A 26,792-nucleotide genomic window follows, 5' to 3' on the forward strand; every position below is an offset into this window, starting at 1 on the left:
TTCGCACAAAGCCTTTCGATGGCTTCTGGTTGCCCCTCGCTGGGCTTGACAGGCGGTTGTTCAACCGCCCGATAAAGGATGATCACGCGCATGACCATGAAGGAGGAAGAGGCTTTGCCGCCGCGCCGCCGGCTGCCGCTGCGTCTGTTGTTGATCGGCCTGATTCTGCTGGCCGGCATGCTGGGGGCCTATGGCCTGAAGAAAACCGCGCCTCGGGCGCAGCGCGTTGCGCCGCAGCCGCAGGCCCGCTGGGTCGCGGTGCGGCCGGTGACACTGCAGGATGCCCAGGTGGAGGTGCGCGGCTTCGGTCAGGTGGTGGCGGCGCGCCAGATTGAGCTGAAGGCCCAGGTGGCCGGCGAGGTGGTGGCGCTGCATCCGCAGTTCAGCGAAGGGGCCTGCCTGCCCGCCGGCACCCTGCTGGTGCAGCTGGATGCGCGTGATTATCAGCTGGCGCTGGCCCAGCGCGAGGCGGCGGTACGCCAGGCCGAGGCGCGGCTGGCGCTGGAAGAGGGCCAGCAGCAGGTGGCGCGCCAGGAATGGCAGCGCTACCAGGGCAGTGGCCAGCCCCTGCCCGAATCGGCTCATCTGGTGCTGCGCCAGCCGCAGCAGGAGCAGGCCCGCGCCGATCTGGCCAGCGCCCGCGCGGCGCTGCAGCAGGCCCGGCTGGAACTGGAACGCACCGCGATCCGCCTGCCGTTTGACGCGCTGATTCTGCGCCAGCAGGTGGAGCAGGGGGCGCAGCTGGTTGGCCAGGGCACGGTAGCCACCCTGGTTGACAGTGGCACCTTCGAGGTGGAGGTGACAGTGCCGCTCGACGCGCTGGCCTTGCTCGATCTGCCACGGCCCGGCCACCTGACGGGGGGCGCCGAGGCGCGCATTGAACGGACAGACCGGCCCGGCGGCGGCAGCGCCCGTCAGGGCCAGGTGATTGCCCTACTGGGTGAGCTGGCCGATGGCCGCATGGCGCGGCTGCGCGTGGCGGTGGCCGATCCGCTGGCGCTGCGGGCAGCGACGCCGCCCGACTGGCCGTTGCTGCTGGGCGATTATGTCGCGGTCAGCCTGCTGGGCCGGCTGCTGCCGCAGGTGGCGGTGGTGCCGCGTGCCCTGCTGCGCGACGGCGATCAGCTGTGGCTGCTGACGCCGCAACAGACCCTGGAGATCCGGCCGGTCGAGGTGCTGTGGCGCGATCAGCACCAGGTGTATCTGCGCGGTGTCGTCGCCGGCGAGCAGCTGGTGGAAACCGATCTGGCGGCGCCGGTTGCCGGCATGGCCCTGCGGCCGCTGGCGCCGGAGGATGACGCATGAAGCGTGCCGCCTGGGGGCGGGCGCGGGGCCCCATTGCCTGGATGGCCGGCAACTCGGTGGCGGCCAACCTGCTGATGCTGTTTTTGCTGGTGGGCGGCCTGATCGTCGGCAGCCGCGTCAAGCAGGAGGTGTTTCCCGAGTTCGATCTTGATCTGGTAACGGTGACGGTGGTTTACCCCGGCGCCAGCCCCGCCGAGGTTGAACAGGGCATCATTCTGGCCATCGAGGATGCGGTGCAGGGCCTCGATGGCGTCGATCAGGTGACCTCCAGCGCCCGCGAGGGGGTCGGCAGCGTGACCGTTGAGCTGCTGCTGGGCGCCGATCTGCAGAAGCTGGCGCGCGACATCGAGAGCGAGGTCGATCGCATCACCAGCTTTCCGCTGGATGCCGAGGAGCCGCAGATCACCATCGCCAGCCGCAAGCGCGAGGTGATCGAGCTGGCCCTCTATGGTCCGCAGACACCGCCGGTGCTGCATCAGCTGGCCGAGGATCTGCGCGATGCCCTGTTGCAGGCGGGCGATATCACCCAGGTGGAGCTGGCCGGGGTGCGGGCGCTGGAAATCGCCATCGAGGTGCCGCAGGCTCAGCTGCGTCGTCATGGCCTGACGCTGGACCAGATTGCCGGGCGGGTGCGCCAAACCGCGCTGGAACTGCCGGGCGGCGGCATCAAGGGTGCCGCCGGTGAGGTGCTGGTGCGCATGACCGAGCGGCGCGACTATGGTCGTGAGTTCGCCGCCATCGCGCTGCAGCAGCGTAGCGACGGCAGCCCGCTGCGGCTGGAGGATGTCGCCCGCATCATCGATGGCTACGAGGACAGCGACTACAGTGCCTGGTACAACGGCCAGCCGGCGGTGCTGGTGCGGGTATTCCGCATCGGTGACCAGACCCCGACCGGCGTGGCGGCGGCGGTCCATGCGCGGGTTGAGCAGTGGCGGGCCGAGGTGCTGCCGCCGGGGGTGGCGCTGGAGGTGCTGCAGGACCGCTCGGTGGACTATCGCCAGCGCGCCGAACTGCTGCTGAAAAACGCCTATCTGGGGCTGGGGCTGGTGCTGGTGCTGCTGAGCCTGTTTCTCGAGGCGCGGCTGGCCTTCTGGGTGACGCTGGGCATCCCGGTGTCCTTTCTCGGCGCCTTCTTTCTGATCGCCGCCCATGGCGTCAGCATCAACATGATGTCGATGTTCGCCTTCATCATTGCCCTGGGTATCGTGGTCGACGATGCCATCGTGGTGGGGGAGAACGTTTACCAGTTCCGCCAGCAGGGTCTGTCGTTTGGCCAGGCGGCGGTGGCCGGCGCGCGTGAGGTGGCGCTGCCGGTGACCTTCAGCATTCTGACCAATATCGCCGCTTTTTTGCCGCTGTACTTCGTGCCGGGGGTGATGGGCAAGATCATGCTGGTCATTCCGGTGGTGGTCATCAGCGTGTTTGTCATCTCGCTGATCGAGTCGTTGCTGGTGCTGCCGGCCCATCTCGGTCATCTGCGCGAGGAACCACGCCGTTGGGGCCCGCTGCGGGCATTGCATGGCCTGCAGCAGCGTTTCAGTGCCGCCTTCAGCCGCTTTGTCGAGGGCACTTACGGCCCGCTGCTGGAACGGCTGCTGCGGTGGCGCTATGTCGCCATCGCCTTTGCCTGTACCAGCCTGCTGCTGATGGCGGCCTATGTCCAGAGCGGTCGCCTGGGCATGAGCCTGTTCCCCAAGGTGGAGGCCGATTTCGCCCAGGCCACCCTGACGCTGCCCTACGGCGCGCCGGTGGCGCACACCCGCCAGCTGTGCGAACGGCTGGTGGCGGCGGCCGAGCAGGTAGCCGAGCGCCATGGCGGCGCTGCCCTGTTGCGTGGCAGCTTTGTCGAGATCGGCCAGAACGGTGGCCACAGCGCCCTGCTGCGGCTGTATCTGACCGATCCGGCCCGGCGACCGATTTCGACGGACAGCTTCGTGCGCCAGTGGCGCGAGCAGGTTGGCACCCTGGCCGGAATCGAAAGCCTGCGCTTTGAATCCGATGCCGGCGGTCCCGGCTCCGGCGCCGCCCTGACCATCGAGCTGAGTCATCGCGAGCTGGCGGTGCTGGAGCAGGCCAGCGCCGAACTGGCCGAGGCCTTGCGGGCCTACCCGGCGGTGAGCGACATCGATGATGGCTTCGCGCCGGGCAAGCAACAGCTTGATTTCCGCCTCAGCGCGCGCGGTCAGGCCTTGGGTCTGACGGTGCAGGAGGTGGCCCGCCAGGTGCGCCACGCCTACGATGGCGCCGAGGTGCTGCGCCAGCAGCGCGGCCGCAACGAGGTGACGGTACGGGTGCGGTTGCCCGAGGCCGAGCGCGTCAGTGAATACGATCTGGAGCAGATGGTGCTGCGCAGCGCCGACGGGCGCGAGATTGCCCTGCGCGAGGCGGTGGAGATCGAGCGCGGGCGGGCCTATATCAGCATCGACCGGCGCAGTGGCCGGCGCATTGTCACCGCCACGGCCGATGTCACGCCCCGCTCGCGGGCCGGCCAGATCAGCGCCGCCCTCGAACGCGACACCCTGCCGCAACTGCTGCAGCGCTATCCCGGTCTGAGCTATGGCTACGAAGGTCGTCAGGCCGATCTGCGCGAGAGCGTGCGCGGCCTGTTTCTTGGCCTGTTGCTGGCCTTGCTGCTGATCTATCTGTTGCTGGCCATTCCCTTTCGCAGCTATATCCAGCCGGCCATCATCATGATCAGCATTCCCTTTGGCATGATCGGCGCCACCATCGGCCATGTGCTGATGGGCTACAGTCTCAGTCTGATGAGTCTGTTCGGCGTGGTGGCGCTTGCCGGCGTGGTGGTCAACGATTCGCTGGTACTGATCGATTTTGCCAACCGCCGCCGCCAGGCCGGCGACAGTGCCCATGACGCCATTGTCGCTGCCGCCATTCAGCGTTTCCGGCCGATTCTGCTGACGACCCTGACCACCTTCTGCGGCCTGGCGCCGATGATTTTTGAAACCTCGCGTCAGGCACGTTTTCTGATCCCCATGGCCATTTCCCTGGGCTTCGGCATTCTGTTCGCCACCCTGATCGCCCTGCTGCTGGTGCCGCTGCTTTATCTGCTGGTGGAGGATCTCAAGGGCCTGACCGGTTCGTAGTTACAACGAACTTTCAGGAGATTTACAGCCTTGAGGCGTCAGCTGGGGTTTTGTGGATCTGTTGACAGGGGCAATTCAATCTGAACCATCAATCCGCCTGTTGAGCGATTAACGGCACGGATTTGGCCGCCATGATAGACAATGATGCGTTGAGCCAGGGCCAGTCCGATACCGCTGGCACCCGTGCTGCGTTCACGCCCGACTGTTACCCGATAAAAGGGTCGAAAGATTTTTTCCAGTTCGCTTTCCGGCACACCGGGGCCCTCATCCAGAATCTCAATTTGAATGTTTTTTTGCTGTAGCTGCAGGCAAACACGGACCAATCCCTGGTTGGGGCTGTAGCGGATGGCGTTACGCAAAATATTATCCAGAGCACGCTGAAGCCAGTGGCTCGAGCCATTGAGCGATGGGGTGCTCGCGGCTTCCAGCACCACCTGAATTTTACGCTGCTGGGCTTCAAATCGGGCATCATCAATGGTTCGCTGCAACAGGGGCAAAAGCGAAAAACGGGTTTGCTCCAGCGGGATGCCGCTGGCGAGTCGGCTGAGTCCGAGGAGCTGGCCGATGAGCTCGTTCAGGTGGCAGGATTCTGTTTCGATGCGATCCAGCGCGCGTTGCAATGCCGTGTCCTGCTGGGGACTGCGCTGGCGGGCCAGCTCAAGAGCCACCTGTAGTCGGGCCAGCGGGGAACGCAATTCATGGGAAATGTCGCGTTGAAGTTGTTCCTGGGTTTGGATTAGATCCTCGATCTTGCTGGCCATATGGTTGAAATCCATGGCGAGTTCAGTGAGTTCCTGGCTGCCGCGGGGATAGTTGACTCGGGCGCTGAAATCTCCCCTTGCCAGCTGGTGGGTTGCTGACCGCAACTGTAGCAATGGTTGACTTAGTGATCGGGCCAACAGCAGACAGATGAGGCTGCTGAGGCATATCAGAATAAGAGCATGGAGCCACAAGGGCCCTCCACGCTGCGGCATTTTAGGCGGTCGTGGCAGAGCCATGGCGACGGCTGTAGCGGGCAGATAGGCTGGCTCAAGCGCCATGGCGATAGCTGGGTGCAGTCTGTCGGCTGAAAAAGTCAGCTGCCCTGTTGCCAGTGTGCGTTGCAACAGTTCCTTCAGCGGGGCTGGTGGTTGATCGTGGCGACCGGGAATCCACAGATAGAAAGATGTGGCACCGGGATCCGGGCCGGCTTTAGCCAAGGCCAGAGCCGTGAGGCCTTTGGCGCGGTAAACGTTGACCGCTTCATCAGCGTAACGCAATAGTGCCTGTTCTGCGAAGCGGCGCAATGGCTCAGGGGGATTGGCCTGATTTCGCAGCAGCTGGCCGAGAACGGCGCCGATCGAGAGAGAGCCCAGCACGGTGATAAAAAAGGCGAACAGCAGGCGCAGAAACAAGCTGTGCATGGCATGGTACCTCACGTAGTTTCAGGGGTGTTCGAGGGTTGAGTCGGGCAGGGGATAGGTGTAGCCGTGTCCCCGCAGGGTTTTGATGCGTTCATGGCCATCATGAGTGGGGCCGAGTTTTCTGCGCAGATTGCTGATGTGGACATCAATGCTACGGTCGTAGGGCGACAGTTCACGACCCAGTGCCTGCAGGGACAATTGCTCGCGTGAAATGGCCAGGCCAGCTTTGCGCAGCAGGACATGCAATAGCGCGAACTCCGCCGCTGTTAATTCCACCCGTTGTTGATTGCAAAGTACACGGTATTCCCCCGGATAGAGAGACAGGTCGCCGATGCTCAACTCTGCCTGCTCGGACAGGCTGGCACTGCGTCGCTGGATAGCACGAATGCGAGCAAGTAGTTCGCGGGGGTTGAAGGGTTTTGCCAAATAATCATCGGCCCCCAGCTCGAGGCCGAGAATCCGGTCGACATCGTCGCCCCGGGCGCTGAGCATCAACACCGGAATGGTACTGTGGCGCCGCAGTTGCCGTAGGATGTCGAGACCGTTGATGCCGGGAAGCATGATGTCGAGAATCATCAGATCATAGGCCGCCAGGGGCCGCTGCCGCACCTCTTCGCCCTGGTGCAGGATTGTGACTTGGTAGCCCTGGGCTTCGAGGTAGTCGCTCAACAGTTCACACAGCGTGATGTCGTCATCGACCAACAGTATTCGGTGCTGAGAAACCGTCATGGGCAGGGTCGTTTCGATTTCAGATTGAGCGGGTTTGGGCGGATGCGGTCGATGGCGGGGAGAATATGGCAGTTCGGACTATAAGCAAACTTTGCAGCCTTGAGGGTAAAGAAATGTAAACGTCTGGGAGCATAAACCTTTACAGAAGTTTACAGATCTTTACCCCAGAGCCTGCAGGTTTGCGGTTAACCTTCTGAAGAGTAATTTTCAGCACTTTTATGCCATGAGGTTGCCATGCCCCTGCCCACAGACTGTGCCCGGAGAGCACGTCCTGCGAATTCGTGTTTGTCGGAAAGGGTTTGTCAGGAAAATTCGAGAGGCTTGTTGTTGCTGCATGGGCCGGCGATGGAGAGTGCTCTGCTGCACTGTTTAGAAGCGGCGGGTTTTGTTGTACGACTGTGTCATGACTGGAATGAATGTCAACAGCTGTGTGTCGAGCTGATGCCGAATCTGGTGGTGGCGGACATGAAGTCGTTAGGGTACGACTCGGTTCGACGGATTCATTTGTTGCGGCAGGATTATGCAGGGGGAATGCTGTGTCTCGTTGATCCTGTCGCTGAAGCCTTACAGATTATGGCGCTTGAATTGGGTGCCGACGACGTGGTGACTCGCCCAGTTGGCAACGAGATGCTGTTGGCTCGGCTGCATGCGCTTTTACGGCGTCAGACCACCAGCGCTGGCGACCGGATTGTTGTGGATGATCTGTCTATCGATGGGGTGCGCCGTCTTGTCCTCTATGCTGGCCGCGAATTACAGCTGACCACGCGAGAGTTTGATTTGTTGCTGGCACTGGCGCGTCATTGTCGTGAGGTTGTCAGTCGCGATCAGCTGTCCCGTGAGGTTTTCAATCAGGAATACAACGGGATAGATCGCAATGTTGATATCTATGTGTCTCGCTTGCGGAGCAAGCTTCGTGCTGTTGCTGCTCGCCCGGCGCTGCTGAAAACAGTCCGCGGTGGTGGCTATTTGTTGGGAGGCTGATCCTCTCTTTATCTTATTCGCTGTTGCGCACCCGTATGGGCTGCATTTTCAGGAACAGCGCTCTCTTCGCCGCCCCCCCGGGCGGTTTTTTTGTGTCCGCAGCCCTTTTGTAACAACCTGTAGCGCTTTATTGCGCAGGAAGGAAATCCTGTAACCAGATAGAAACATAACTATACGAATTTACTATATAAAATAGCTCCTGAAGTTACGAAGAGGCTATCAGTGCAACACGATTGCTCACTGAGAGAACCTCTGGAAAAGGAGCGCTGTCATGTCAACGATTACTTTTAGCGGTCTGGCTACCGGGCTGGATACCGAGTCCTTGATCTCTTCGCTTATTGAGGTCGAGCGTGCTCCCGTCACCCTGCTGGAAAGCAAGGTCGAATACCTGGAAGCCCGGAACGAAACCTACAGCAACTGCAATACGCTGCTGGGGGAACTGGCCAGTGCCGTCAATGCGTTTGATTCGGCTTCGGATTTTAACTCCTGGCAGGTGTTGACGGCAAGTTCCGCGCCATTTAGTGCCACGGTTGGCGGTTACGCCAAGGCCGGCAGCTACCAGGTCGAGGTGCTCAGTCTGGCCCGGCAGCAGAAAGACATCAGTGCTGAAGGCTTTGTCAGTTCGACCACAGCGGAACTGAGCGGTAGTCTGATCATCGGTGAAACCACTCTTACGTACGAAAATCAGTCGCTGATGGATCTCGCCGATCTCATCAATGATGCCGACACCGGCGTCACTGCCAGCATTATCGATGATGGCAGTGACGCCGGTTTGCGGCTGGTTCTGACGGCCGATAATGCTGCCACCACGCCGGATATTCTGGGCAGCGGCAGTATCAGCATCGACAGCGCCAGAGACGGCCATACGCTGGAGGGTTCCCTGGCGCGGCTGATGGTGGACGGCATCGAAATCACCTCGGACAGCAACACGGTGACAGGGGCCATCTACGGCGTCAGTCTGGATCTGACGGGCCTGAGCAGTGATGGCGCCCAACTAGTGCAGGTTAAAAGCGATCCCAACGCCATCGTAGAGAAAATTGACAGCTTTGTTTCCACCTATAATGAATTTCTTACCTTCATTGATGAGGCTAGCGCTGCCGACAGCAGCCTGGGAACGACCTTTCGCGGCATCGAACGCAAGCTGCAGACCCTGCTGTCGAACCGTAGCAGCACCAGCGGCAGTTACAACAGTCTGGCAGCCCTCGGTTTTACGACGGATTCCAAAAGTGGTGAGCTGTCCTACGACAGCACCACTCTGAGCACCGCCCTGTCCACCAATCTCAGCGATTTGCAGAGCCTGTTTGTCGGCGATGCGGATTCCCCCGGTTTGGCCAAGCAGATCAGCAGCTACCTTGATGACCAGCTTGACAGCAGCACCGGCTTTAGCGCCAGCAGAATCGCTTCCAACGACGCCAACATCGAACGTCTCAATACCAGCATCGAACGGATGGAAACCCGCCTGGAAAAACGCGAGGAAACCCTGACGGCGCAATTCAATGCGCTGGAGCTGCTGGTGTCTGAACTCAACAGCCAATCTGAATATATCACGTCTTTCTTTGAAAAATATAACGATGACTAACTGCCGCTCTGTCAGAGGCGGTTTTTAACGGACTTTTTATCAGGGAGCAGCGCCATGTCCATCAGTGTGATCAGCGAAAGTCTGTCCAGTTACAGCAGCAGTTCCACCTCCGGCACCAGCAGTCTGGGGCAGGAGGATTTCCTCGAACTGCTCATTGCCCAGTTGCAGAACCAGGATCCGCTGGAACCGCAGAGCAATACCGAGTTTATCGCGCAGCTGGCGACTTTCAGTAATGTCGAACAGGCGAGCCTGACCAACGACAAACTTGATCAGGTGATAACCGCCGCGGTCAATGACCAGCAGTTTGCCAGCCTGAATCTGCTCGATCAGCAGGTGGTCGCCCAGACAAGCAGTTTTAGTCTGTCCGCCGGTGAGCCGGTCGAGGTCGGCTTCGGGCTGACAACGCCGGCCACAGACGTGACGCTGAGCATTCTCGACAGCGACAACGCCGTGGTGAATACGTTCAGTTTCAGCGATGTTGCCGCCGGCCAGACCTTTTTCAGTTGGGATGGTACTGATGCCGATGGCAATGCGTTGGCCAGTGGCAGCTATCAGATGGTGGTCAATGCCGGCAACGGCGGCAACCTGCTGGCTGAAGAGGAGGCCTTGCCGCTGGTACGCGCTATCGTCACCGAAGTGGATCTCAGTGGCAGCAGCGCGGTGCTGCTGACCGCTGCCGGGCAGCTGGATCTGGCGGATCTCTATAACGTGGGAGGGCAGTGATGCCGGTCCGGGTTGCGCAGGAAGGTCAGGGAATGGAGCAGGGTTCCGCAACGTTGCGTTTTTCCGCCCATGCTCGTCAGCGCATGGCCAACCGAGGCCTGCCCCTTGACGCCGGGCAGTTGGATCGCGCCCAGCAGGCACTCGAATTGTTGCGCGCCAAGGGTAGCTGCAGTGCGGCGGTACTGCTTGATCGTCTGGTGCTGGTGCTGAGTGTTCCTCAGTCGCTGGTGGTGACCGTGATGGAACAGAGCCAGATGCGTCAGCAGGTGTTGACCCGGATCGACAGCGCTCTGCTGGCCTGACAACGATGACGGCAGCCTGCCGGCGGCCGAAAAGGAGGAACAATGGGGCTTTCAAGTACGCTTTACAGTGGGGTCAGCGGTCTGCAGACCAATTCCGAAGCCATGAGTGTGACGGGCAACAATATTTCCAACAGCAATACCGTGGCATTCAAATCAAGTTCGACGGTGTTTGCCGATTTGCTCTCCGCCACCATTTCCTCCTCGGCCAGTGGAGTGAACCAGGTTGGGCGCGGTACGGGGCTTTCTACGGTGCAGACCAGTTTCAGCCAGGGGTCGTTCCAGTCCACCAGTAGCAATACCGATTTGGCCATCGAGGGCGACGGCTTTTTCATGGTCAGCGCCGCCGGAAGTGATGAGGTGCTCTATACCCGGAATGGCGCCTTCAGTTTCGATGGCGACGGCTATCTAGTCAATGCCGATGGTTACCGTGTGCAGGGTCAGTTGTTCAATGCGGATGGTACGGCTGGTGGTGGCGACCCGACTGATATCCAGGTGGACATGGTTAGTCAGGTGCCGGCACAGTCGACCAGCAGTATCGTGCTGACCACCAACCTCAATGCCGGTTCGGAAATCATCGACCAGGATGCTGACGGCATGGCGGATGGTTTTGACATCGCCGATCCAGTCAACACCTCCAACTATTCGACTTCGACTTCCATTTACGATGCCCTGGGAGAAAGTCACCAGGTAACAACCTATTTCACCAAGACCGACGACCAGACCTGGTCATGGAACACGGTGGTGGCCAGCACGGATCTGGATGCCAGCGTGGCCGGCGCGGAAAGCGCTACTCTTATCGGCTCGGGTGTTTTGACCTTTGCCAGTGATGGCAGCCTCAGCGGAGCTTCCGAGTTTGATCTCGACGTGGTTGGTCTGGCCTGGGCCAATGGTGCCGATGCCAGTCAGACCATCGCTATCCGCTTTGACACCACCCAGTTCAACAGCAGTTCGGTGGTGTTTTCCCAGAGTCAGGATGGTTATGCGCCGGGCGAGGTGGTGTCGACCACCATCGGCAGTGATGGTGTGATCAGCGTCAGCTATTCCAATGGTGAAACCCGCAACGTCGCCACCCTGACCCTGGCCACCTTTACCAATCCGGGGGGACTGGTGAAGGATGGCGGCAGTCTCTACGCTGTCAGCGCCTATTCCGGTGATCCGAAAGTCGGTACGCCGGGGGCGGCGCAAGGGGTGCTGTACACCAATTCGCTGGAGCTGTCCAATGTCGATCTGTCACAGGAATTCGTCAATCTGATCACGATTCAGAATGGTTATTCCGCCAGTTCCAAGGTGATTACCACCGTGGATGAGATGCTGCAGGAAGTGATCAACCTGATTCGCTGATGCTGTGGGAGGAGACGTCTCATGTGTTTTGAAGTGCGCGATGAATTGAATCAGCTGGCCGAGTTGCTGCGGCGCGAACGGGACTGCGCCTGTCAGCTGCGGATGAATGAACTGCGGCGGCTGGCACAGGAAAAAACCAGTCTGCTGATGCGGTTGAATCTGTTTCCATTGGTTGCGCCCGCGGCTGCGGAGCGTCAGCTGTTGCGCCGTCTGGCCCGTGAGAACCGCCGGAACGGTCGGTTGTTTGCGTGGGCCGGCCAGCAAGCCGCGACCTGCCTGACGCATTATTTTCAGCTGCCCGCCGGCCGCTGCTACGGGCCGGGGGGGCGTATGGCGCCGCAGTCCTGGGTGCAGTGCCTGTTACAGGGGAGGATCTGAGCGATGGCGGGTCTGATCAGTGCGCTGTACATCGGCCAAACCGGGCTGATGGTGAGTCAGAAAGGACTGGAGGTGACCGGCAATAACGTCACCAACGCCGGCACGGAAGGTTATTCGCGGCAAACACTGGAGGTTTCTGCGGCTCCAAGTCTGGAATACAACGGCACTATGGTGGGACTGGGCGCGACCGTCAGCGGTATTGGCCGGCAAGGGTCAGCATTTGTCAGCAGCCAGCTGATCAGTAAAAGCGCCGCTTATGGCGAGCAGGATGCCATGGCTGAGCCGCTGGCGGAAATCGAACGGATTCTCAGTGTCACAGACACCAGTTTGGCGGGCGAAATCGATGCCTTTTTCGAGGCATGGCAGTCGCTCAGTACTGATCCGGCCAGCACGGTGGTGCGGCAGCAGGTGTTGCAGGCCGGCGACGCCCTGGCGGACCAGTTCAATCAGATGGAGCAGGAGCTCGGCCAGGTGGAAGAAAGTATCAATGTCAGCATTGAAGGTGAAATTGGCGGGCTCAATCAGCAACTGGAACAACTGGCCGATCTCAATGTCCGCATTCTGTCGACGGAGGCCAGCGGACAGACGGCCAATGGTCTGCGCGATGAACGCGATCTGCTGGTGCAGCAGATTTCTGAAACCATCGGTATCCAGACCTATGAGAGCAGCAACGGCATGATTTCAGCCCAGCTTACGTCGGGACTGACCTTGGTGGAGGGTGGCAGCGCCAACCTGCTGGAGGCCCAACGGGTGGATGGTGCAGTTTTGTTGTCGCTGGATATGGGCAGTGCTCAGGCCAGCCTCGGGCTGGAGGATCTTGGCGGCCGGATTGGCGGGCTGATGTCCGTGCGTGACGAAACGATCCAGACGGTGCGCTCCCAGCTCGATCAGCTGGCCTATGGTCTGGCGACGCAGGTGAATTCGGTTCACGGCGGCGGTCTGGATGCCGAAGGCAACAGCGGCAGTGTTTTTTTCACCGTTGTTGGTCCCACGGATCCGGCGGCCGAACTCTGGAGTGGCTCAGCGGCCTCCCTGTCTCTGGCGCTGACCAGCGGCAGCCAGATTGCCGCCGGCGCCAGTAGTGCCACGGGCGACAACACCAATGTGTTGGCGCTGGTGGCGTTGCAGAGTGAAAATCTGATCGATGGCAGCACGCTCAACGAATTTTACAGCCGCGTGGCTGCGAAGCTGGGGCTGGCGGTGGAGCAGAACAGCTATGATCTGGAAACCTCCGAAGATGCGCTGGTGCAGGCGCAGAGTTTGCGTGATGCCCTGGCCGGCGTGTCGGTTGATGAGGAAGTCCTGCTGATGGCCCAATATCAGAGCGGCTATGAAGCCGCAGCCAAATATGTCAGCGTTGTGGCAGAAATGCTCGACATTCTTATGGGAATAGGAGACTGATCATGCGTTCTACGGCAATGGGCCAGTACCGCAGTGTCCAGCATAATCTGAGCAAGGCCAGCAGTCGGGTTGACCGGCTCTACCTGCAGGCTACCACGGGCGAGAAATTCCGTTTAGCGTCGGATAACCCCTCCGCTGTGGGAACGGTTCTGAGCAGTCGCAGCGGGATTACCATGCAGGAGCGCCATATGGAAAACATTGCCACCGCGCAGGATCGTATGAACAGCGCCGACAGCTATCTCGGGTCGGCTGAGAACGTCATGCAGCGGTTGACGGAAATCACTACGGCGGCGCTCAATGGCAGTGCCTCCCAGGCGGACCTAACGACTTACGCCAAAGAGGTCGTAACGCTTAAAGAGCAGTTACTGGATGTGGCGAACGCCCAGGTTGACGGGAAATATCTCTTTGCCGGATTTAATGACCAGATTGTACCGTTCAGTGGTGATCCAGTGGTTTATGGTGGCACCACGGATACCAAATGGATCGAAAGTGGGCCGGGCGAAACCGTGCAGAGCAATCTGACGGGGGATGTTTTGTTTATAGCGCCCGTCGATGTTTTTGGCGAAGTTGATGCGCTGGAGGCCGCCCTGCTGACTGGCGACAGCGCGGTGTTGGACGAAAAGCTGGCAACCCTCGAACAGGCGGCGGAGCAGATTCGCAGTCAGCGTGGCATTCTAGGTAGCAACAATGCCCGCCTGGATGACAGCCTAGTGTTGCTGGAGGATGCCCAACTGCAACTGCAGAGCACCCTGTCGTGTTATGAAGATGCTGACCTGACTCAGGTTGTCAGCGAAATGGCCCAAGCGGAACAGGCCCTGGAGGCTGCGCTGGCCGTCAGCAGCCGGATTGCTTCTTTAAGCCTGCTGGACTATCTTTGACAGATATTGAACCGGGCAGGTTGTCGGGTTGCTGCGTGACAAGAAAGCGGTCGTCAAAAATTTGTTCGAGAACGGCGATGACCTCGGTTCTGTCGAGGCCGCCTTTGCCGCAACCCGGCAGGGGCAGCGTGATCCGGTCGATGCCGCGCGCTTCGACCAGCGCCAGCAGTTCCTGCGCTGAACGTTTTACCAGGCGCAGCTCAGCCTGGGATAGCCAGGTTTCTTCCACCGGAAAGCTGAAGATATTGCTGCCCAGGTCGTGGACATGGTTGCCACTCGTCTGGATCAGGTGCCCCAGTTTGGCCGCAATGGCCGGAAAGCGGGCCGCCACGGCGAGGGCGTTGCCCCGTCCCATGTTGGCTGAGCCGTCCGGTTTTACCGTGCCGTTGGTAGAAATGGCGATGGCTTCTTTCCCGGCGATGGTTAAAAGATCAATCGTGGTAAAACGCATCGATAATTTCTCCTTTCTGCTTTGCTCCTGATACCCTCACCGTTCATCATATCAAGTATAAGCCATACGTTTCTTTTGGTTTCGGCAGGTCTGGTGGGTTCATGCCTGCTGACGGAGGGGGCTGGCCCTTGGCGAGCCCGCTTTTTGCTCATTTTCTTACCAGAAGCGAACAAGGGCCTACTACATTATAGCTAAATGCGTTATTTTCCCGTCCCGATGGATGCTGCATGATGAAATCGCAGTCGGGCGTGAAAACGCCAGGGGTGGAGACGGAAACCGATGGATGATTTTCTGCTGTTTGACCGGGTCAGCAAACGCTTTGACCAGGATTGGGCGGTACGCGAACTGACGCTGGCCATTCGTCAGGGCGAGGTGTTTTCGCTGCTGGGGCCGAGCGGCTGCGGCAAAACGACGCTGTTGCGCATCTGCGCCGGTTTCGAGCAGCCGGACAGTGGCCGGGTGCTGCTGCAGGGGCGCGATATCACCGCGCTGCCGCCGCACAAGCGGCCGGTCAATACCGTGTTTCAGAACTATGCGTTATTCCCGCACCTGACATTGCGGCAAAATGTCGCTTTTGGCCTGAAGCTGGAAAAGCTGCCACGGCGGGACATCGACCGTCAGGTGGAGGCCATGCTGGAGTTGGTGCAACTGCGCGAACAGGGCGATAAAAAACCGCACCAGATCAGTGGCGGCCAGAAGCAGCGGGTCGCCATCGCCCGTGCGCTGGTCAAGCGGCCCAAGGTGCTGCTGCTGGATGAACCGTTGGCGGCGCTGGATCTGAAGCTGCGCAAACGCATGCTCATCGAACTGGATGAGATTCATGATGAGGTTGGCACCACCTTTGTCTATGTCACCCACGACCAGAGCGAGGCCATGAGCCTGAGCGACCGGCTGGCGGTGATGAATGACGGCCAGATCGAGCAGGTGGGGACGCCGGTCGAGGTGTACGAGGCGCCGGAAAGCAGTTTTACTGCTGCTTTTATTGGCGACACCAATTTTTTTGAAGGCCGTGTGGTGGCGCAGGAGGGTGACTACTGCCGCCTGGCCATTGAAGGTCTGGGCGAGGTTTGGTGCTACAATGACCGGGGCCGGCGTCAGGGCGAACTGGTCTATTTGTCCGTGCGGCCGGAAAAGATGCGGCTGAGCCGTCAGCCGCTGGAACTGGGGCGCAACCGTTTTAGCGGCCGGGTTGAGGACAAGGTCTACCTGGGCGGCGAAAGCCGTTTCTGGGTGCGGGTGGGCGAATACCGTCTGGCGGTGGCGGTGCAGCACAGCCGCTATCTGCTGGACCAGCAGCCGCTGCAGTGGGGTGAAGAGGTTGCCCTGGGCTGGCATGAGGATGACGGCTACATGCTGCAGCGCTACGCCGAGGAGCACGAAGCCCTGCTGTCGCTGCCGCCGGAGGACGAGGCATGAGACGGTCGCGCCGCTCCGAATGCTGGCTGACCCTGCCGTCGCTGCTGTGGCTGGCGCTGTTTTTTCTGCTGCCGACCCTGATGGTGTTTTCCACCAGCTTCCGGCCGGCCGATCCCTATGGCGGGTTGGGCAGCGGCTGGACGCTGGAGACCCTCGCCCGGCTGTACAGCCCGAACTATCCGGCCATTATCTGGCGTACCCTGTGGCTCAGCGCGGTCACCACGCTGATCTGTCTGCTGGTGGCGGTGCCGGTGGCCTATACCCTGGCGCGGGCGCGGCAGCGCTTCAAGCGGCTGCTGCTGTTGCTGGTGGTGCTGCCGTTTTGGACCAATTTTCTCATTCGCATCTTTGCCTGGAAGGTACTGCTGCATCCCGAAGGTCTGGTCAAGCAGGGCTTGCTGCTGCTGGGGCTGGTAGCGCCGGAGGCCTCGCTGATGTATTGCGAGGGCGCCGTGCTGCTGGTGTTGGTCTACACCTATCTGCCCTTTGCCATTCTGCCGGTGTACGCCGCCGCCGAACGTTTCGATTTCGGTTTGCTCGAAGCCGCGCAGGATCTGGGCGCGCGGCCGTGGCGGGCGTTTTGCACGGTGTTTTTACCCGGTGTCCGCCGTGGCCTACTGGCGGCGGCACTGGTGGTGTTCATTCCGGCGTTGGGCTCCTATGTCATCCCCGATATCATGGGCGGACCGGCCAGCGAGATGCTCGGCAACAAGATTGCCCAGCGGGTGTTTGTCGATCGTAATCTGCCCCAGGCCAGCGCCCTGTCGGCGCTGTTGACCCTGGCGGTGATGGTGCCGCTGCTGCTGGCGTTGCTGCTCAACCGCAAGCGGCCGGAAGAGCCGGTGGCGCTCAAGGAGGGGGCCTAGCATGCGCCGCTGTGCCGCCTTTCGCCTGATCACCGCATTGTGCCTGCTGTTTCTTTATCTGCCGATTGTGATTCTGGTGGTCAACTCCTTCAATGCCTCACGCTTCGGCAGTGTCTGGGGCGGTTTTTCGCTGCACTGGTACCGGGCACTGTTGGCCAATGAGCGGGTTTGGCAGGCGCTGGTCAATACCCTGCTGGTGGCACTGGTGGCAACCCTGGTGGCGACGGTGCTGGGCACCCTGGCCGCCTTTGCCCTGCACCGGTACCACAGTCGCTGGCAGCAGGTTCATTACACGCTGGTCTATGCGCCGCTGGTGGTGCCCGATGTGCTGCTGGGCATGAGTTTGCTGCTGCTGTTTGTTCATCTGGGGGTCTCTCTCGGGCTTACCACCATCATGCTGGCCCATACCAGTTTCTGCATCAGCTATGTGGCCATGGTGGTGCTGGCGCGGCTGCAGGATTTCGATTTCAGCATCATCGAGGCGGCGCAGGATCTCGGCGCCGGCTGGTGGACGATTCTGTGGCGGGTGTTTCTGCCGCTGCTGGCGCCGGGCATCCTGGCGGGGGCCCTGCTGGCCTTTACCCTGTCGCTGGATGATTTTGTCATCTCCTTTTTTACCGCCGGACCGGGTTCCACCACCTTGCCGATCCAGATCTACAGCATGATGCGGCATGGCACGCCGCCGGTGATCAATGCCCTCTCGACCCTGCTGCTGGTGCTGACCTTTGCGGTGGTCTTTGCTGTTCAACGTCTGACGAAGGGAAAACTTCAATGAAATCTGTGCTGCTGATGATGGTGACGCTGCTGGCGCTGTGCGGCTGCGAAAAAGACAAACCGGTTCTGCATCTGTATACCTGGTCCGACTACATCAAGCCCGAACTGGTGCAGCAGTTCGAAGCCGAACAGGGCTGCCGGGTGGTGATGGACTTCTTCGATTCTAACGAAGCCATGTTCGCCAAGCTCAAGGCGGGCGCCACCGGCTATGACCTGATTTTTCCGAGCAGCTACATGGTGGCGATCATGCAGCAGCAGAACATGCTGCAGCCCCTTGATCACAACCGGCTGCCCAACCTCAAGCACATCGATCCGGTCTATCTGCGTTTTACCGAGGACGAGGCCATGCATCACAGCGTGCCCTACATGGTCAGCAACGCCGGTATTGGCTATCTTAAAAGCCGGGTGGCCGATTTCGAGCCCTCCTGGACGATGTTCGGACGAGCCGATCTGGCTGGTCGGATGACCCTGCTCAATGACATGCGTGAAACCCTTGGCGCGGCGCTCAAAACCCTGGGCTACAGCCTGAATACGGTCAACGAACAGGAGCTGACCGAGGCGCGTGACCTGGTGATTGCCTGGAAGCGCAACATTGCCAAGTTTGAAACCGACCAGTACAAGAACGGCCTGGTTTCGGCCGAATTTCTGCTGGTGCATGGCTATAATGGCGATATCCAGCAGACCATGGAGGAGAACGAGGATATCGGCTATGCCCTGCCGCGCGAGGGCGGCAGCATCGCCAGCGATGACATGGTAATTCCGCAGGGCGCGCAGAAGGTCGAGTTGGCCCACGCCTTTATTGACTTTATCCATCGGCCGGAGGTGGCGGCGCAGAACATTGCCTATGTCTATTTCCTTAGCCCCAACCTGGCGGCCTATGCCCTGCTGCCGGACGAGGTTCGTGCCGATCCGACCATCTTCGTGCCGCAGGAATTGCTTGGCAAATGCGAGCCGATTCGTGATCTGGGTGCCGATAACGCCCTGTATTCGAAGATTTGGGATCAGATCAAGGCGGCGGACTGACGCCATGACCGGGGTGTCGCCGACCCGTCCGTCTGAGCTCCTGACGGCTGTGGTTACCGCTTTTGTCCGTTATCGGGGGCGCATCCTGCTGCTGCGCCGCAGTGAGCGGGTGGGCAGCTATCGTGGCTGTTGGGCCGGCGTGAGTGGTTTTGTCGAAGAGGCCACCGCCGAGGCCCAGGTCTGGCGTGAACTGAACGAGGAGACCGGGCTGGGACCGGCCCAGCTGCATCTGGTGGTGGCGGCGCCGCCCCTGCCGGTCGACGATGACGCCCTCGGCCGACACTGGCTGGTGCATCCTTTTCTGTTTGAACTGATGCGGCAAACCCACCTGCGAACCGATTGGGAGCACGACGGCTGGCGCTGGGTGCGGCCCGAGGAGCTGGCCGCCCTGCCGACGGTACCGCGTCTGGCGCAGGCGCTGCAGACCTGCCTGGAGCTGGAGCGGCAGGCCATGACGGAGGCGCAGAGCTGATGGATGAGGCCGCGTTCAGGCATGCTCTGGCGGCGTTGCGGGCTGACCGGCGGCACGGCGCCAGCGAATTGGCCCGTCAGGCCCTGGCGTTGCTGGCCGCCAGCTGCCAGAGCCTGGCCGCACTGGATGACGACCGGCTGCGGACCGAACTGGAGCGGCGCTGTTGTCTGCTGGCGGGCTGCCGGCCAAGCATGGCGGTGGTGGCCAATCTGCTGCAGCTGTGGCGTCAGCGGCTGTACCAGCCAGCCGCAGCAGCGGGGAAGCTGGCCGACGGGCTGGCAGCTCAGGCCCAGGCGGTGGCTGCCGCTTCGCTGGCGGCCAGTCAAGCCGCTGCCCGACATATGGCGCGGCGGTTGCGCCCCGGTCAGTGTCTGATCACCCACAGTGCCAGTTCCACCCTGCGGCTGCTGTTTGCCGAGCTGGCGCCGGCGCGACTGCGGCTGATTGTCAGTGAGTCCCGGCCGCTCAATGAAGGTGTCGGGCTGGCGGCTGAATTGCTGCGTCTGGGGCATGAGGTGCGGCTGATTACCGATGCGCAGCTGGGCCTGTTTGTGGCCGAGGCCGATCTGGCGCTGGTGGGTGCCGACAGTCTGCTGGTCGATGGCAGTATTGTCAACAAGGCGGGTACACGTCTGCTGGCCCTGGCGGCGCGGGCCGACGGCGTTCCGTTCTATTGTTGTTGCGAAGGGTTCAAGGTAACGGCGCAGACGCGCGCCGATCTGGCACGGGAACAGATGGACCCGGCCGAACTGGGGCATGACTGCCTGCCGCTGACAGCCCAGCGCAACCTCTATTTCGATTGTACCGAGGCCTCGCTGGTCAGCGCCTGGGTGACTGAGGCCGGTGTTTCGGCCCGGCCGCCGGCCCCATTGACCGGCTGTTGACAAACAGCCGGTGGCGCCCATGGCTGGGCGATCAAAATCAATCCTTGCTCAATAATCAATAATAGATTTATTTTGTGAGCAGGACGGAAAGTGCCTGTTCGGCTGGCGTTGTTGAAAAAGCCCCGGCCGGAATTTTTCCAATATTCCGCTAATTTCCCTCTGCCTCTTTGTCGAGGGGCAGTGTCTGTCACAGCAACGCCCCGACGATTTTACGTCGGGGCGTTGCTGTTTGTGTCGTCCGGCTTGCGGGCAGGGCGGTTCAGGCGACGGCAAGCAGGCCGGGATGGTTGCCGGTCAGACAGCGGCCGCCCTGCGGTGTGACAACAAAGGTGTTCTCGGTGCCGACCATGCCGATACCGGGGATGCCTTTTTTTGGCTCCAGTGCCAGTACCATGTTTTCCTGCAGCGGTTCATCGAAGCCCTTGGCCAGAACCGGCCATTCGTCGATGTGCAGGCCGATGCCATGGCCGAGAAAGCGGGCCTGCCGTTCGCCGAAACCCATGAAGTTTTGCAGGAAATCATTATCCAGCGCGGCCGTGATGCGGCCATAGATCTGTGAGGGAATGGCGCCCGGTTTCAGCAGGGCGGCCGTTTCATCCTGAATGGCGACACAGCGCCGGTGGGCTTCGATAGCCGCGGCCGGCAGCTGGCCACGGAAGACGTAGGTGAGGGTTTTGTCGGTGTGGTAACCGTCGACGCCGCAGCCGATATCGACAAAGACCAGATCGCCGGCGCGCAGCAAGCGTTGACGACTGCCCAGCAGGGGCACGGCCGGGCTCATGCCGAAGTTGCCGCCAGGGCCGTCGAAGGAGGTGGGGTAGATGGAGCTTTCGCCAAAGCAGATGTGGCCGAGCAAAACCTCGGTATCGTGCATGCCGAAGCGGGCGATGCCGTGATGGCCTTCCTCCACCATTACAGGATACAGAGCGCTGGCGAATTCGGCCTCGCTCATGCCTTCGCGCAGCAGGCCAGGCACGCGCTGTTCGAGAATACGCTGGTGAATACGGCCCGATTCCTCCAGCCGCTCCAACTCGTAAGCGCTCTTGACGGCGCGGGTGGCGGCCAGCGACAGATCAGCGCTGGCAAACTGGCGGAAGCCGAAATGCTTGTTGAGGCGCTGATAGACGGCCAGGGGGACACGCTCGCTTTCCAGATGGACGGTTTCCGGCACGCTGGTTAATGCGGCGGCCAGGTCGCGGTAGCTGCCCATTGGGCGGATGTCGCCGAACAGCGATTCATCCTCGGCCCGCTGCAGGCTGCGGCGCACCCAGTAGCTCGCGGCTGTGTCACGCGGAATCAGTACCAAGCCGTCCTGCATGGTGCCGGTCAGATAGAATTGGTTGATTTTGCTGGTAACGATCAGCAGACGCCAGTCGGGGCAATCCTGCTCAAGACGCTGACGCAGCCGCTGCATGCGGCTGTCGAGTTCGGTGCGGGGAACCTTGGCGAACATGGACTCTCCTCTGCTATTGCTGTGGCGGGTAAACGGAAACCTTGTTTTATCGACTCGGCAGCATACCTCAGAACGGGGGCGAAGCCCAACCGCGAAATGCGCCCATTGAGGAGCTGAACACAGCAGGTCGGCAGCGCAGCTTTTTTGCAACGAATCGATCATTCTGGCCGGTGATTTGCACATCGTCGACATTATGCGGCTATGCCGATGTTTTTATGTCTTAAGGCGGAGAATGGCGGGCGAAACCGGCGGGAACACCAGACCCTGGTAATCCGGCGGCAGCAGGGCTGTGGAGGGAGGAGAATATGGCACTTCTGGCGGATTTTCTGGTTCTGGCCGGCAGCCTGTTGCTGTTGCTGGCGCTGGTTCCATTGGGTTACATGCGACGACGTCTGCCGCCGGGCGCCAATCGCATGGCCTGGATGTTCCTGTCGGGTCTGATTCTGCTATTTTTTGCCGGCTATCTGGGCTATGCCGTCCTGGCCTGGAACCGGGCCGAGCACTGGGCTGACCTGGTGGTGCCGGCTGTCTTCTTTTTTGGCGCGGTCTTTGTCTTGGTGGTCTGCTGGCTGTCGGCCAAAACCGCCGACGATGTGATGCGGCTGTGTCATCTGGAGCATGAAATTATTACCGATCCGCTGATGGGTATCTATAACCGTCGTCACCTGGATCGGTGTTTGCGGCAGGAAGCCACCAAAAGCCGCCGTTACGGACTGCCGCTGTCGGCCATGTTGATCGATGTGGACCATTTCAAAAAGGTCAACGACACCTATGGTCATGCCGTCGGCGACCGGGTGCTGCAGGCGCTGGCGCAGACCATCAAGGGCAGTGTGCGTGACTTCGACCTGGTGTTTCGCTATGGCGGCGAGGAGTTGGTGGTGCTGTTGCCCTATACCGAAGGCCAGGGTGCCATGGTGTTGGCGGAACGGCTATGTCATTGGCTGGCCGATCGCTGTCTGGTCGGCAGGGACGAGCAACTCGGCTGTCCTGATCTGCGTGTGACCATCAGTATCGGTGTGGCCACCTTTGTGCCGACACAGGAGGAGGAAGGTCAATTGATGGCGCGTGCCGATGCGGCCCTCTATCAGGCCAAGCAGGCGGGCCGCAATCGGGTAGTCTACGCGGCGCCACCGGCTGTTGTGCCGCCAAGGGCGGCACAAACGGAGGCTGACGCGACGGACTGAACGCTGGCGGCGACGCGGTTGCCGGACCGACAGGAGTGCTGAGCGCCTGAAGACGGTGAGATTCTGCTGGAGGGTTGTTGCCTCCCGGCAATCGGCTGACTTCAGGCGTTTTTGCTGTTCTGGGGTGGCTCGTTGAGCCCCGCCAGCAGCTGGCGGTACTGTTCGGGATTCTGTTGAGGACAGATGACCTCGATGGTTGGGCTGTTGTCGCAGCTGGCGTCGCTGTCCTCGCGGCCGCAGGTGCATTTAAGGTCGGCCAGACGGGGGTCCTTGCTGGCGCTTGAACAGGTTCCGCTGATGCCGGGTCGCTTGAACAGAATACCGAGAGAGAGGCCCAAAAAGGCCAGCAAAAAGATCAGCAGGGCCGGTAGTAGCAGTTTCATACGGATTCCTCGGGGCAAAGGGTTGAGGGTGCGGGCTGGTTGCCTGCGCCAGGAATTATATGCCATTGACGGGCGGCCAGTGCCCGTGGAATTGAGCGGGACGTTGTTGTTTTATTGCGCCGCGAGGTATTTGTCAAATCGGCTGCTGCGCCGGCTGGTGAAGCTGTCGCCGTCTTTTACCAGCATGTAGACGGCCAGATCAAGCTCCTCGGCCAGAGCCATGCCGGCTTCCGGCCCCAGCACCATCAGTGCCGTGGCGTAGCCATCAGCCATCATGCAGGAGTCGTGCAGGACTGAAACCGAGGCCAGCCGGTGCTCAATGGGATAGCCGGTGCGGGGATCGATGGTGTGGGAGTAGCGTTTGCCATCCTGCTCGAAATAGTTGCGGTAATCGCCGGAGGTAGCCATGGCGGTTGTGGTCAGGTGCAGAATCTTCTGGGCGACCCGGCCGCTGACATCCGGGCGCTCGATGGCGATGTTCCAGGGTTGCTGACCCGGTTTGTGCCCCCGGGTGCGGATTTCGCCACCGATTTCGACCATGTAGTTGTGATAACCCAGCTGTTCCAGCAGCTGGGCCACTGCATCGACGCCGTAGCCCTTGGCGATGGCTGACAAGTCGAGGGCCAGCTCCTTGCCAGCTTTGAGCAGGGCCGGGGGATCGTCGCGCAGCTGCAGCCTGTCATGGCCAAGGGCGCTGCGCAATCGGGTTATTTCTTTTGCGTCCGGCATGTGCTGCAGATTGATGGTTGGCCCGAAGCCCCACAGATTGACCAGCCTGCCGACGGTGATATCGAAGGCGCCATCGCTTTGCTTGCTGATTTGCTGGGCAGCCTTGAGAACGCCGAAGGTTTCGGGCGACAGCGCGAACCATTGATGAGCCGGCGTCTGGTTGATCCGGCTCAGCTCCGAGGCTGGCCGATAGGTCGACATCAGGTCGTTGATGTGTTCCAGGCAGCCATCAATCCGGTCGCGTAACTGTTCACTGTCGGCCGCCATCTGGTCGGCGACCAGACGGATGCTGTAGCTGGTGCCCATGGTTTTACCATTCAGGCTCAGAATGACGTTGTCGTGCAGGGTCTCGGGCTGGAACAGGCGCGGCCCGACCAGCAAGGCACCGAACAGCAGCAGAAGCAGCACAAGGGGGCGTTTCATGATCTGTCTCCATCGGAAAAAAGGGCCACGTTGCAGCAACGTGGCCCTTGTCTGTCGCGGATGAATCTCTGGCTGACGGAATTGCCTCTCGGTCAACGCCCGACCGATCTCTCTTCCCCGCTGAAAGCGCGAGGGTGAGGTACCGGAGAGGCTGTTGTTGAACAAAGAAGGCAGGAATCACATATCCTGCAGGCCCAGCGCCATGCGGGCCTTGACGTGTTTTTCCTGTTCTTCCATCTGCAGCAGGCTTTCAAAGATTTCACGTACCTCCGCCGTGGTGGCTTTATCGAGGACGGCCTTGTAGGAATTGATCAGGCATTCGTCGATCTTGGCGCCAATGGCGAGGATTTCATCGGTGGTGACGTTTTTGTCGTAGTTCAGGCTGTTGAGAGGCTCAAACGTACAGGCTTGTTGGGCGAATTGATACCAGGTGTCCATGGCCTTGCGGGTGATGCTGGTTTCGTAGTCGGACAGGGCCCGCTCAAGGTGCTTCTCGTGGCGGGCAAGGTAGTCCAGCAGCAGCTTGACACGCGGCTGGTCGGAGGTGTCGCACAGTTGCTGGTAAAACTCACTGGCCTTGCGGTGAAAATCGCGGGCGTGCTGAATAAATTCCTTGGCTTGTCCGTAGGGCATGGGGCCTCCTTTTCTCGTCTGCTGCGCACCAGATGGAGCAACCGCCAGAGCTGCGGGCTGCAGAACTGGCGGTTGCCGTCATTGCATCAAAGTATAGCGGTTTAGCCGCCAAAGTCATCGAACATGATGTTTTCACGCTCGACGCCCTGCTCCATGAGCATTTTGGTGACGGCATTGGCCATCATGGGAGGACCGCACATGTAGTATTCGCAATCTTCCGGTGCCTCGTGATCCTTGATGTACAGATCGTACATGACCTGATGGATGAACCCGACCGGGCCGGTCCAGTTGTCTTCCGGCATCGGATCGGACAGGGCGCAGTACCACTTGAAGTTGGGGAAACGCTCCTGCAGGTCGTTGAGCTCGTCGACGTAGAACATTTCCTTGGCGCTGCGGGCGCCGTAGAAGTAGGTCATCTTGCGTTTGGTGTTCAGGCGCAGCAGCTGGTCGAGGATGTGTGAGCGCATCGGTGCCATGCCGGCGCCACCACCGATAAAGACCATCTCGTTGTCGGTCTCGCGGGCGAAGAACTCGCCGTAGGGGCCGGAAATGGTGACCTTGTCGCCGGGCTTGAGGTTGAAGATGAACGACGACATCTGGCCCGGAGGGGCATCCGGCGCGTTGGGCGGCGGCGGGCAGACGCGAACGTTGAGCATGATGATGCCTTTTTCCAGCGGGTAGTTGGCCATGGAGTAGGCGCGCATGATCGGCTCTTTCACCACCGACTTGAAGCGCCACAGGTTGAACTTGTCCCAGTCCTCGCGATACTTCTCTTCAATGTCGAAGTCCGAGTAGGACAGCTCGTGGGCGGGCGCCTCGATCTGGATGTAGCCGCCGGCGCGGAAGTCGCAGTTTTCACCTTCGGGCAGCTGGACCACCAGTTCCTTGATGAAGGTGGCGCGGCCCTCGTTGGAGCGTACGGTGCATTCCCACTTCTTGATGTCGAACACCTCGGCCGGAATGCCGAGTTTCATGTCCTGCTTGACGTTGACCTGGCAGGCCAGCCGCAGACCTTCGCGGGCCTGGCGCTTGTTGATGTGGCTGGTTTCAGTGGGCAGGATGTCGCCGCCGCCCTCATAGACCTTGATGTGGCACTGACCGCAGGTGCCACCACCGCCGCAGGCCGAAGGGATGAAGATGCCCTTGTCGGCCAGCGCCCCCAGCAGCTTGCCACCCGGCTTGGTCGTGAGGGTCAGGTCTGGATTGTCGTTGATTTCGAATTTGATGTCACCACTGGGAACCAAGCTCTTGCGGGCTGCCAGGATAACGACAACCAGAGCAAGGATGATTCCGGTGAACATCACGGATCCTGCTATTACTAAGTCCATAGTATCAATCCTTTATTCAGTTTGCCGGAGCGTCAGAAGTGCAGTCCGGAGAACGCTTTGAAGGACATGGCAACCAGACCAACAATGATGAAGGTGATGCCGACGCCGCGCAGACCTTTGGGCACATCGCTGTAAACCAGTTTTTCACGGATACCGGCCAGCAGGCAGATGGCCAGAGCGAAACCGACACCGACACCGACACCGTAAACCGTACTTTCCACGATATTGTAATCGCGTTCGACCATAAACAGCGAAGCGGCCAGAATGGCGCAGTTAACGGTGATCAGCGGCAGGAAGATGCCCAGGGCGTTGTAAAGGGCGGGCACATACTTGTCGAGGGCCATCTCCAGAATTTGAACGATGGCAGCGATTACGCCGATATAGGTGATCAGGCCGAGGAAGCTCAGGTCCAGTTCCGGGTAGCCGGCCCAGGCCAAAGCCCCTTTTTTCAGCAGCAGGTTATAAAGGATATTGTTGACCGGTACGGTGACCAGCTCAACGGCGACGACCGCGATACCGAGCATGAAGGCGGTATCGACCTTCTTCGACAGGGCGATGAAGGTACACATGCCGAGGAAGAAGCTCAGAGCGATGTTGTCGATGAAGACAGAGTTGAAAAATATCGTGAAATAATGAGCCATGATATCGGTTC

The 26,792-nt window shown here is 60.4% G+C and carries 26 protein-coding genes; 17 read left to right on the forward strand and 9 right to left on the reverse strand.

The window, feature by feature from the left end; all coding sequences use genetic code 11:
- Nucleotides 1-90 precede the first annotated feature (90 nt).
- Both BLR80_RS00785 and BLR80_RS00790 read left to right on the forward strand, forming a co-directional pair.
- Nucleotides 91-1,305: an efflux RND transporter periplasmic adaptor subunit gene (locus BLR80_RS00785; RefSeq protein ID WP_171906264.1), complete on the forward strand. Its 1,215-nt coding sequence runs from the start codon at nt 91-93 to the stop codon at nt 1,303-1,305.
- Nucleotides 1,302-4,406 (forward strand): efflux RND transporter permease subunit, encoded by a 3,105-nt coding sequence (locus tag BLR80_RS00790; protein ID WP_092075314.1) that lies wholly within the window; start codon nt 1,302-1,304, stop codon nt 4,404-4,406. The genes BLR80_RS00785 and BLR80_RS00790 overlap by 4 nt, the downstream gene beginning before the upstream one ends.
- Nucleotides 4,407-4,444: 38 nt before the next feature.
- Here the strand turns inward: BLR80_RS00790 and BLR80_RS00795 are convergent, their stop codons facing one another.
- Nucleotides 4,445-5,809 (reverse strand): ATP-binding protein, encoded by a 1,365-nt coding sequence (locus BLR80_RS00795; RefSeq protein WP_092075315.1) that lies wholly within the window; start codon nt 5,807-5,809, stop codon nt 4,445-4,447.
- Nucleotides 5,810-5,830: 21 nt separating this feature from the next.
- On the reverse strand, nt 5,831-6,538 hold the full coding sequence (locus BLR80_RS00800; RefSeq protein WP_092075316.1) for a response regulator transcription factor: 708 nt from the start codon (nt 6,536-6,538) through the stop codon (nt 5,831-5,833).
- Nucleotides 6,539-6,859: 321 nt separating this feature from the next.
- Here BLR80_RS00800 and BLR80_RS00805 point away from each other — a divergent pair, with 321 nt between their 5' ends.
- The 8 genes from BLR80_RS00805 (at nt 6,860) to flgL (ending at nt 14,121) form a co-directional block, all read left to right on the forward strand.
- Entirely contained in the window at nt 6,860-7,519 is a 660-nt protein-coding gene (locus tag BLR80_RS00805) for a winged helix-turn-helix transcriptional regulator (protein ID WP_171906265.1), read from the forward strand.
- Between the two features lie 271 nt (nt 7,520-7,790).
- On the forward strand, nt 7,791-9,098 hold the full coding sequence (fliD, locus tag BLR80_RS00810) for a flagellar filament capping protein FliD (protein WP_092075318.1): 1,308 nt from the start codon (nt 7,791-7,793) through the stop codon (nt 9,096-9,098).
- A 54-nt stretch (nt 9,099-9,152) separates the two neighbouring features.
- Nucleotides 9,153-9,821, forward strand: coding sequence for a flagellar hook assembly protein FlgD (locus tag BLR80_RS00815; RefSeq protein ID WP_092075319.1), 669 nt, complete (start codon nt 9,153-9,155; stop codon nt 9,819-9,821).
- Nucleotides 9,822-9,853: 32 nt separating this feature from the next.
- Nucleotides 9,854-10,123 (forward strand): hypothetical protein, encoded by a 270-nt coding sequence (locus tag BLR80_RS00820; RefSeq protein WP_171906266.1) that lies wholly within the window; start codon nt 9,854-9,856, stop codon nt 10,121-10,123.
- A 42-nt stretch (nt 10,124-10,165) separates the two neighbouring features.
- Nucleotides 10,166-11,464, forward strand: coding sequence for a flagellar hook protein FlgE (locus tag BLR80_RS00825; protein ID WP_092075321.1), 1,299 nt, complete (start codon nt 10,166-10,168; stop codon nt 11,462-11,464).
- Nucleotides 11,465-11,485: 21 nt separating this feature from the next.
- Nucleotides 11,486-11,842, forward strand: a complete 357-nt coding sequence (locus BLR80_RS00830; RefSeq protein WP_092075322.1) for a hypothetical protein — start codon at nt 11,486-11,488, stop codon at nt 11,840-11,842.
- Between the two features lie 3 nt (nt 11,843-11,845).
- Nucleotides 11,846-13,243, forward strand: coding sequence for a flagellar hook-associated protein FlgK (gene flgK, locus BLR80_RS00835; RefSeq protein ID WP_092075323.1), 1,398 nt, complete (start codon nt 11,846-11,848; stop codon nt 13,241-13,243).
- Between the two features lie 2 nt (nt 13,244-13,245).
- Entirely contained in the window at nt 13,246-14,121 is an 876-nt protein-coding gene (gene flgL, locus BLR80_RS00840) for a flagellar hook-associated protein FlgL (RefSeq protein WP_092075324.1), read from the forward strand.
- Here flgL and BLR80_RS00845 read toward each other — a convergent pair.
- Nucleotides 14,078-14,572 carry a macro domain-containing protein gene (locus BLR80_RS00845; protein ID WP_216095154.1) on the reverse strand — a complete coding sequence of 165 codons (495 nt, stop codon included), beginning with the start codon at nt 14,570-14,572 and terminating at the stop codon, nt 14,078-14,080. The genes flgL and BLR80_RS00845 overlap by 44 nt on opposite strands.
- A gap of 279 nt (nt 14,573-14,851) precedes the next feature.
- Between BLR80_RS00845 and BLR80_RS00850 the strand changes: the two genes are divergently transcribed.
- From BLR80_RS00850 to BLR80_RS00875, 6 genes are read left to right on the forward strand one after another with little or no spacing between them, the layout of a single operon-like run.
- On the forward strand, nt 14,852-15,988 hold the full coding sequence (locus BLR80_RS00850; protein WP_092075325.1) for an ABC transporter ATP-binding protein: 1,137 nt from the start codon (nt 14,852-14,854) through the stop codon (nt 15,986-15,988).
- Nucleotides 15,985-16,854: an ABC transporter permease gene (locus tag BLR80_RS00855; RefSeq protein ID WP_092075326.1), complete on the forward strand. Its 870-nt coding sequence runs from the start codon at nt 15,985-15,987 to the stop codon at nt 16,852-16,854. Before BLR80_RS00850 ends, BLR80_RS00855 begins: the two co-directional genes overlap by 4 nt.
- 1 nt (nt 16,855) lies before the next feature.
- Nucleotides 16,856-17,629, forward strand: a complete 774-nt coding sequence (locus BLR80_RS00860) for an ABC transporter permease (RefSeq protein WP_092075327.1) — start codon at nt 16,856-16,858, stop codon at nt 17,627-17,629.
- The gene (locus BLR80_RS00865; protein ID WP_092075328.1) at nt 17,626-18,651 is read left to right on the forward strand and encodes an ABC transporter substrate-binding protein; all 1,026 of its coding nucleotides are present in this window, start codon (nt 17,626-17,628) and stop codon (nt 18,649-18,651) included. The genes BLR80_RS00860 and BLR80_RS00865 overlap by 4 nt, the downstream gene beginning before the upstream one ends.
- 4 nt (nt 18,652-18,655) lie before the next feature.
- Nucleotides 18,656-19,123, forward strand: coding sequence for an NUDIX domain-containing protein (locus BLR80_RS00870; RefSeq protein WP_092075329.1), 468 nt, complete (start codon nt 18,656-18,658; stop codon nt 19,121-19,123).
- Complete coding sequence (locus BLR80_RS00875) at nt 19,123-20,007, forward strand: eIF2B alpha/beta/delta subunit family protein (protein WP_092075330.1); 885 nt, start codon at nt 19,123-19,125, stop codon at nt 20,005-20,007. The genes BLR80_RS00870 and BLR80_RS00875 overlap by 1 nt, the downstream gene beginning before the upstream one ends.
- Nucleotides 20,008-20,266: 259 nt before the next feature.
- Here the strand turns inward: BLR80_RS00875 and BLR80_RS00880 are convergent, their stop codons facing one another.
- Nucleotides 20,267-21,460 carry a M24 family metallopeptidase gene (locus BLR80_RS00880; RefSeq protein ID WP_092075331.1) on the reverse strand — a complete coding sequence of 398 codons (1,194 nt, stop codon included), beginning with the start codon at nt 21,458-21,460 and terminating at the stop codon, nt 20,267-20,269.
- Between the two features lie 305 nt (nt 21,461-21,765).
- Here BLR80_RS00880 and BLR80_RS00885 point away from each other — a divergent pair, with 305 nt between their 5' ends.
- A complete protein-coding gene (locus BLR80_RS00885; RefSeq protein WP_092075332.1) occupies nt 21,766-22,644 on the forward strand; it encodes a GGDEF domain-containing protein in 879 nt (292 codons plus the stop codon).
- A 101-nt stretch (nt 22,645-22,745) separates the two neighbouring features.
- On the opposite strand, the gene BLR80_RS00890 is transcribed toward BLR80_RS00885, so the two are convergent.
- From BLR80_RS00890 to nqrE, 5 genes are all read right to left on the reverse strand, one after another.
- Nucleotides 22,746-23,027 carry a hypothetical protein gene (locus BLR80_RS00890; protein WP_092075333.1) on the reverse strand — a complete coding sequence of 94 codons (282 nt, stop codon included), beginning with the start codon at nt 23,025-23,027 and terminating at the stop codon, nt 22,746-22,748.
- Nucleotides 23,028-23,138: 111 nt separating this feature from the next.
- Nucleotides 23,139-24,179, reverse strand: a complete 1,041-nt coding sequence (locus BLR80_RS00895; RefSeq protein ID WP_092075334.1) for an FAD:protein FMN transferase — start codon at nt 24,177-24,179, stop codon at nt 23,139-23,141.
- A 177-nt stretch (nt 24,180-24,356) separates the two neighbouring features.
- Nucleotides 24,357-24,812, reverse strand: a complete 456-nt coding sequence (locus BLR80_RS00900; RefSeq protein WP_092075335.1) for a ferritin family protein — start codon at nt 24,810-24,812, stop codon at nt 24,357-24,359.
- Between the two features lie 101 nt (nt 24,813-24,913).
- On the reverse strand, nt 24,914-26,140 hold the full coding sequence (gene nqrF / locus BLR80_RS00905) for an NADH:ubiquinone reductase (Na(+)-transporting) subunit F (RefSeq protein WP_092075336.1): 1,227 nt from the start codon (nt 26,138-26,140) through the stop codon (nt 24,914-24,916).
- Nucleotides 26,141-26,172: 32 nt separating this feature from the next.
- Nucleotides 26,173-26,781: an NADH:ubiquinone reductase (Na(+)-transporting) subunit E gene (gene nqrE, locus BLR80_RS00910; RefSeq protein ID WP_092075337.1), complete on the reverse strand. Its 609-nt coding sequence runs from the start codon at nt 26,779-26,781 to the stop codon at nt 26,173-26,175.
- Between the last annotated feature and the right edge of the window lie 11 nt (nt 26,782-26,792).

The sequence above is a fragment of the Desulfuromonas thiophila genome, assembly GCF_900101955.1.
Classification (GTDB): domain Bacteria; phylum Desulfobacterota; class Desulfuromonadia; order Desulfuromonadales; family Desulfuromonadaceae; genus Pseudodesulfuromonas; species Pseudodesulfuromonas thiophila.